Annotated in this window: 5 protein-coding genes and 1 pseudogene; 1 reads left to right on the forward strand and 5 read right to left on the reverse strand. The window is 72.3% G+C overall.

Features of this window, described 5'->3' with window-relative positions; all coding sequences use genetic code 11:
- Positions 1-240, reverse strand: a pseudogene (locus HMPREF0731_RS25355) (hypothetical protein); the annotation flags it as partial.
- 10 nt (positions 241-250) lie between these two features.
- Complete coding sequence (locus HMPREF0731_RS11370) at positions 251-1,345, reverse strand: serine hydrolase domain-containing protein (protein WP_007004270.1); 1,095 nt, start codon at positions 1,343-1,345, stop codon at positions 251-253.
- A 196-nt stretch (positions 1,346-1,541) separates the two neighbouring features.
- On the opposite strand from HMPREF0731_RS11370, the gene HMPREF0731_RS11375 reads away from it, so the two are divergent.
- Positions 1,542-2,975: a chlorohydrolase family protein gene (locus HMPREF0731_RS11375; RefSeq protein ID WP_007004272.1), complete on the forward strand. Its 1,434-nt coding sequence runs from the start codon at positions 1,542-1,544 to the stop codon at positions 2,973-2,975.
- A 106-nt stretch (positions 2,976-3,081) separates the two neighbouring features.
- Here the strand turns inward: HMPREF0731_RS11375 and HMPREF0731_RS11380 are convergent, their stop codons facing one another.
- The 3 genes from HMPREF0731_RS11380 to HMPREF0731_RS11390 form a co-directional block, all read right to left on the reverse strand.
- Complete coding sequence (locus HMPREF0731_RS11380) at positions 3,082-4,188, reverse strand: mechanosensitive ion channel family protein (RefSeq protein ID WP_007004273.1); 1,107 nt, start codon at positions 4,186-4,188, stop codon at positions 3,082-3,084.
- A 227-nt stretch (positions 4,189-4,415) separates the two neighbouring features.
- A complete protein-coding gene (locus tag HMPREF0731_RS11385) occupies positions 4,416-4,955 on the reverse strand; it encodes a GNAT family N-acetyltransferase (RefSeq protein ID WP_007004274.1) in 540 nt (179 codons plus the stop codon).
- Between the two features lie 158 nt (positions 4,956-5,113).
- Positions 5,114-6,493 carry an esterase-like activity of phytase family protein gene (locus HMPREF0731_RS11390; RefSeq protein WP_157136073.1) on the reverse strand — a complete coding sequence of 460 codons (1,380 nt, stop codon included), beginning with the start codon at positions 6,491-6,493 and terminating at the stop codon, positions 5,114-5,116.
- Positions 6,494-6,663: the final 170 nt, after the last annotated feature.

Below are 6,663 nucleotides of genomic sequence, written 5' to 3' on the forward strand. Positions count from 1 at the left end.
CGTGACGGCGCGCTCCTCCCGCGCCGGGTCCAGCGCCAGCAGCGGGCGGCGCGCCTCGGCGGCCAGCAGCGTGTCGCCGCCGCTTTCCGTGGCGGCGAAGCCCGCCTCGCGCACCGTCGCCAGCATGCCCTGCTGGGCCGCGAACCGGATGTCGTGCCCGCGCGCGGCCAGGGCGCGGGCCAGCGGCAGCAGCGGCCGGAAATGCCCGGCGCCGCCGGCGAAGCCCAGCAGGAAGCGCATGGCGCGACGCTCAGCCGGTCAGATTGGCCAGCACGATCTCGCGCCAGATGCGCAAGGGCGTCACCCCCTGCTCCGGCTGGTCGTAGAGGCCGCAGAAACACACCATGGCGAGCTTCGCCGCCGGCATCAGGAACAGGCGCTGGCCGCCATTGCCGATGCCGGCCAGCCAGGGGCGCGGCCCGCCAAAGGCCGGGACATAACCGCCGCCCTGGTACCAGAGGCGGCGGTAATGCAGCCCGTCGCCGGTCGGCAATCCGGGGCGGGTCAGCTCCGCCAGCCAGTCTGCCGGCAGCACGCGGCGGCCCTCCCACACCCCGCCCGCCAGCACCGCCTGGCCGATCCGCAGCAGCCCCGGCGCGGTCAGCCGCAGGCCGGACGCGGCCGAGGGCACGCCATCCCGCCCCGCCGCCCAGCCCTCCGACTCGATCCCGAGCGGCGCGAACAGCGCATCCCGCGCGAAATCCGGCAGGCTCTGCCCGGTGCCGCGCGCGATCAGCGCGCCGAGCAGCGCCACCGCCCCGCCGGAATAGGTCCAGCGCGTGCCGGGCGGCTGCTGCACCGGCTGCTCCAGCACATAGCGGTAGCGGTCGGGCGCCGCCTCCATGGCGATCTCGCTGTTCGCCGGGTCGGTGTAGGGACGGCTCTCATCCCAGGCGAGGCCCATGGACATGTCCAGCGCATCCACCACCCGCAGAAGCTGCCGGGCCGGGTCGGCGGCGAGGTCGGGATAGTCCGGGAATTGCGCCAGCAGCGGCGCCTCCGGCGGCGGCACCGCGCCACGCGCCAGGGCGATGCCATAGAGCAGCCCGACCACGCTCTTGGTCACCGAGCGGAGGTCATGCGCCACCTCCGGCCCGAAGCGGACTTCTCCCAGGGGGCGACCCCAGCTCTGGTCCTGGCCCTGCCCGTAATGCGCCAGCACCAGCTGCCCGTCGCGGGCGACCAGCACCGCATGCACGCCGCGCAGCAGGCCGGAGCGCAGCCCGGCGGCGAATTTTTCCTCGAGATCGGGGGCGAAGCCGCTCGGGGCCGCCATCGCGCCGCCGGCCATCAGGCCGAGCCCCAGCGCCGGCAGGGCGCGGCGGGAGAGAGCGGGAACATGCATCGCATCCTCATGGCTGGGCGCGGGCGGAGGCTAGGCGATTGCGCGGCCATGGGCCAGACGCCGCGATGCGCCTGCCGATACGCCCCGCCCCGCGCGCCCTGCGTGCCCCTTGTTTTCACAGCCCTCCCTCCCGGGTGATTGACCCCTCGGCAGGGCTTTGGAACGCTCGCTGAATCATTCCCGCCAGGAGAAGCCCGTGGCCCGCACCCTGATCCGCGCCTCGCACATCATCGCCTACCAGAAGGGCGGGCACCGCCACCTGAAGGACGGGGTGGTGGTGGTCGAGGACGACAAGATCCTGCATGTCGGCCGCAGCTATGACGGGCCGGTCGACCAGACCATCGACGCCCAGGGCAAGGTGGTCACGCCCGGGCTGATCAACACCCACGCCCATCTCTCCGAAAGCCCGCTGGACAAGAGCTTCGTCGAGGATCGCGGGCCGCGGCAATTCTACCTCTCCGGCCTGTTCGAGTTCCTCACCGCCCGCGACGGCGCCATCACCGAGGCGGCGCGCCGCGCCTGCATCGCCTATTCCATGCCCGAGCTGCTGCGCACCGGCACCACCACCATCATGGAGATCGGCTGGCACGGCGACGTGGTGGCGGAACACGCCGAGCGTGTGGGGCTGCGCGCCTATATCGGCCAGGGCTACCGCTCCGGCCGCTGGCTGACCGCCAATGGCCGCACGGTGGAGTATGAGTGGCTGCCGGATGACGGGCTCTCCGGCTTCAACGACGCCGTCTCCTTCATCGAGCGCGTGGACGGCCGCGCCAATGGCCGCATCAAGGGCTTCCTGACGCCGATGCAGGTCGACACCTGCTCCGAGGCGCTGCTGAAGCGCTCCGCCGACGCCTCGCGCGAGATGAAGGTGCCGCTGGCGCTGCATGTCTCGCAGTCGGTGCCGGAATTCCACGAGATGACCCGCCGCAATGGCTGCACGCCGATCGAGTGGCTGGAGAAGATCGGTTTTCTGTCGGAACGCTGCATCCTCGGCCATTGCATCATCCCGGGCGAGAGCAGCTGGGCCAACTACCAGGCCGACGATATCGGCATCCTGGCCGACACCGGCGCCAATGTGGCCCATGCGGTCTGGGTGTTCGCGCGGCGCGGCATCGCCATGGAGAGCTTCGCCCGCTACCAGGAGCGCGGCGTGAACATGACCATCGCCACCGACACCTGCCCGCAAAGCATGATCGAGGCGATGCGCTGGACCTCGGTGGTCTCCAAGATCGTCGACCGCCGCACCCAGGTCGCCACCGCCGCCGATGTCTTCAACGCCGCCACGCTGAACGGCGCCAAGGCGCTGGGGCGCGAGGATCTCGGCCGCATCGCGCCGGGCGCCAAGGCCGACCTGCTGATCTGGGGCGGCGAGACGATGTTCATGACGCCGCTGCGCGACCCGATCCGCAACATCGTCTTCTCGGCCACCGCCGAGGATCTCGACACCTCGATCATCGATGGCCGCGTGGTGATGCAGGGCGGCGTGGTGCCCGGCTACGACCCGATCGAGCTGGGGCGCGAGGTGCAGAAGGGCGCCGAGGCGATGTGGCAGGGCATGAAGTCGCGCGACTGGGCCGGGCGCGATATCGAGCAGCTCTCGCCCTCCAGCTTCGAGGCGTTCCAGGAGTAAGCGGGGGGCTCCGCCCCCCGACCCCCGCCGGGGTGGCAGGGCCACCCCGGACCCCGCCTTCTGATGGCGGGGTCTGGGGGGACCCTGTCCCCCCAGCCTTCTCTTTCTACTCGGCGGCCAGGGCCGCCTGCGGCGCCCGGTCGATCTCGGCGCGGCGGCGCGGCAGGGCGTGCGGATATTCGGCCTGCAGCCAGCCGATCATCTTCTCCCGCACCTCGCAGCGCAGGTCGAAGGCGCGGCCGGCATTGCCGGCGCTGACCAGCATGCGCACCTCCATCGTGTCCTGCTTGAAGTCGGTGACCTGCATGTTCACCACCTTGCCGTCCCAGCGCGAGGAGCCCTTGGCGATCTCCTCCAGCTTGCGCCGCATCTCCGGGATCGGCGCGGTGTAGTCGACATAGAGCATCACCGTGCCGATCAGCGCCGCGCCCTCGCGCGTCCAGTTCTGGAACGGGTTCTCGATGAAGTAGCTGAGCGGCAGCACCATGCGCCGCCAGTCCCACAGCCGGACGACGACATAGGTGGAGGAGATCTCCTCCACATTGCCCCACTCGCCCTCGACGATCACCGCATCCTCCAGCCGGATCGGCTGGGTGATGGCCAGCTGGATGCCGGCCACCAGGTTCTTCAGCAGCGGCTGCAGCGCGAGACCCACGACGATACCGGCGGCACCGGCCGAGGCCAGCAGCGACACGCCATATTGCCGCACCCCGTCGAAGGTCATCAGCGCCACCGCGGCGGTGATGACGACGATCAGCGTCGCCGCCACGCGCTGCAGGATGCGCGACTGCGTGGCGTGCTTGCGCGCCAGCAGGTTGTCCTCCGCCTCCAGCTTGAAGCGGCGCAGATAGACCGTGGTCCAGATGTGCAGCGCGGTCAGCATCACCCAGCCCAGCAGGCCGATGAAGCAGATCAGCAGCCCGTGCCGCAGCACCGTGGTCTGGCCGGGGCTGAGCGGCGCGATGCCGGCGGCGATCGACAGGGCGAAGACCACCAGCGCCATGCGCACCGGCCCCTCCGTCCGCTGCACCAGCGAGCGCCAGAACAGCTCGCGCTGCTCCACCAGCCGCGTCAGCACCCGGTAGACGGCACGGTGCAGCGCCAGCGCCAGCAGCGCCGCGGCCCCCAGCACCAGCAGGCTGACCGCCCAGTCGGGCGCCCAGCTGAGGGAGGCGACAACCTCCTGGCCGATCTCGTCGATCTGTTCGAGCAATCACCTCTCCCTTGGCGTGAAGGGGGCGGGGAGGAGGCCGGCCCCCGGCGGCAAGGCGCGGGAAGCCGGGCGCGCCTCCGCGCCTCCGCCGGATGGGGCCGGGACGCCGGAGCAGCGGCGAGAGCGCGCCGCCACCCGGCCCGGGTCCGAGGGGAGAATGCGAAGCCGGCCCCGGCGTTTCCAGGGCGGCTGACGGCAGTGTGAGGGTGGCGCGGCGGCCGCGCCGCTCAGCCGGGCGGCGCCGCCCCGGCGGGCAGGGTCTTGTCGGCGGCCCCGACCGGGCGCTGCATCAGCACCACATCCAGCCAGCGGCCGAACTTGAACCCGGCGCCGCGCAGCAGCCCGGCCTGGCGGAAGCCCAGCGACAGGTGCAGCCCGACCGAGCCGACATTCTCCGAATCGCCGATCACCGCGAAGACCTGGCGGAAGCCCGCGGCCTCGGCCCGCTCCAGCAGCGCCGCCACCAGGCTCTTGCCCAGGCCCTGGCCATGCACGTCCTGGCGGACATAGATCGAATCCTCGGCGGCATAGCGCCAGGCCGGCTGGGCGCGGTAGGCGGAGAGCAGGCCGAAGCCCAGCACCTCCCCCGCCTCCTCGGCCACCAGCCAGGCCCAGCCCTGGCCCTGCACCCGCGCCAGGCGCGCCGCCATCTCCTGCTCGGTCGGCGGCGTCTCCTCGAAGGTGCCGGTGCCGGTCAGCACGTGATGGGCATAGATCGCGGTGATCGCCGGCAGGTCGGCCGGGGTCGCATCGCGCAGCAGCTTCATGCGGGGTCTCCGCGAGGGTGGGGCTCCACCGCAAGGCGTAGGTGGGGCGGCGCCGGGCCGCAAGCGGCCACGGCGTCGCATCCGGCCGCGCAACGAAGCCGGGGCGTGGCCATCCCCGGTGAAAGCCCCCCCGCCGGCGGGCGGGGGGGCGGGCCGGCTCAGCGCCGGCGCAGCAGCTCCGGCACGTGCAGCAGGATGAACTCGTTGTCGTCGGCGCGGGTCAGGTGGCGGCCGGCGCTGAAGGGCAGGTTGTTGTCATTGGCCACGATGATGTGCTCGGCATCCACCACCGCGACGTTCTCGATGGTGAAGAAGGGGAAGCCGAAGCGCTCGCGCGGGGCGTCGGCGGCGCGGTCGCCCAGGTTGCGCGCCAGATGCTCCGGGTCGCGGATGTCGAGCAGGTCGATATAGGCCAGCTTGGCCACGAAGCCCTCGGCATCGACCTGGCCGAGATCGACCAGCGTCACCCGCTTCACCCGCGCCGGGGCGTGGAAGCAGGCCGGCGGGGTCTGGCCCTGGGCGCAGGCGAGCGACGGATCGCCCTCGGCATCGTCGCGCTCGATCACCAGGGCGCGGCGCTCGTCGATGAAGTTGACATCGCCGATGGCGGTGGCGCCCGGCGCCAGGCGGAACTTCAGGCTGCGGCCGGTCCACTCGCCGCGCGCCGTGTCGAACTCGATCAGGCGCAGGAAATCGCCCTCGGGGCGGCCCTCGGCGGTCAGCACCTGCTTCTCCAGCATCGCCCAGAGGCGGCTGCCATCCGGCAGCATCGCCATGCCCTCATAGCCGCCGGAGCGCTGCGTCTGGAAGGCGACGCCGGCGGCCGGGCTGTTCGGCACGAAGAGCGAGGGGTGGTCGGGGCTGCGCAGGGTGCGCCCCTCCAGCCGGGTCTCGACCACCTGCTGCACCCGCCCCGCGGCGTCGACGCGGATCAGGTAGGGGCCGAACTCCTCGCCGATCCAGAAGCCCTGGCCGTCCGGCAGGGGCTGGAGGCTCTCCGGGTCGAAATCGGCGCCGGTCAGGTAGCGCGCCTCGCTGCCCTCATGCGCGATGCGGAAGGGCACGCGGCGATCGGGGTCGGAGAGGAAGATGGTCTGTTCCACCCGCACCGCGCCGGTGGCGAAATCCGGGCGGATCCTGTGGACCATCAGCAGCGCGTCGCCGCTGTTGCGCTTGTTGCCGAAGCCGTTGTCGGTCAGCACCCAGTAGGCGCCGGGCTCGCCGGCCACCGGCTTGATGCCGGAGAAGCCCTGCACCGGCTGGCCGATGAACGGAAGAGAAATGCCGGTGGGGCGGCCATTCGGCGCCGGGCCGGTGCTGCCGGGGATGCTGCCGGGCTGGTCGACCCGCTGCGCGCCGGTGAACTTGCCGGAGACCAGCGCATCGCGCGGCGCGTCGGCCGGCGGCAGGGTCATGGTGAAGGCGGGCAGGATGGCATGGCCGGCCAGGCGGGCCTCGACCCGCTGGTCCTGGCCCTGGGCCTGGGCGGCGCCGCCCAGCCCGAGCAGGGCGGTGGCGGCGAGCAGCAGCGCGCGCATCGTCATCTCCATCAGGAATCGCGTGCGGCGCTGTTACGGGCGCGGCGTTGCAGCCGCTTGACGGGGCGATGACGAAATGGCGGCGGCGGCTCAGCGGGGCGCCAGGCCGGGCGGCGTGCCGGGGGCCAGCGTGTCGGGCGCCAGCGGATCGGCCGCGTGCGGGTCGCTGG

Source organism: Pseudoroseomonas cervicalis ATCC 49957 (assembly GCF_000164635.1).
In the GTDB taxonomy this organism is placed as follows: Bacteria; Pseudomonadota; Alphaproteobacteria; order Acetobacterales; family Acetobacteraceae; genus Pseudoroseomonas; species Pseudoroseomonas cervicalis.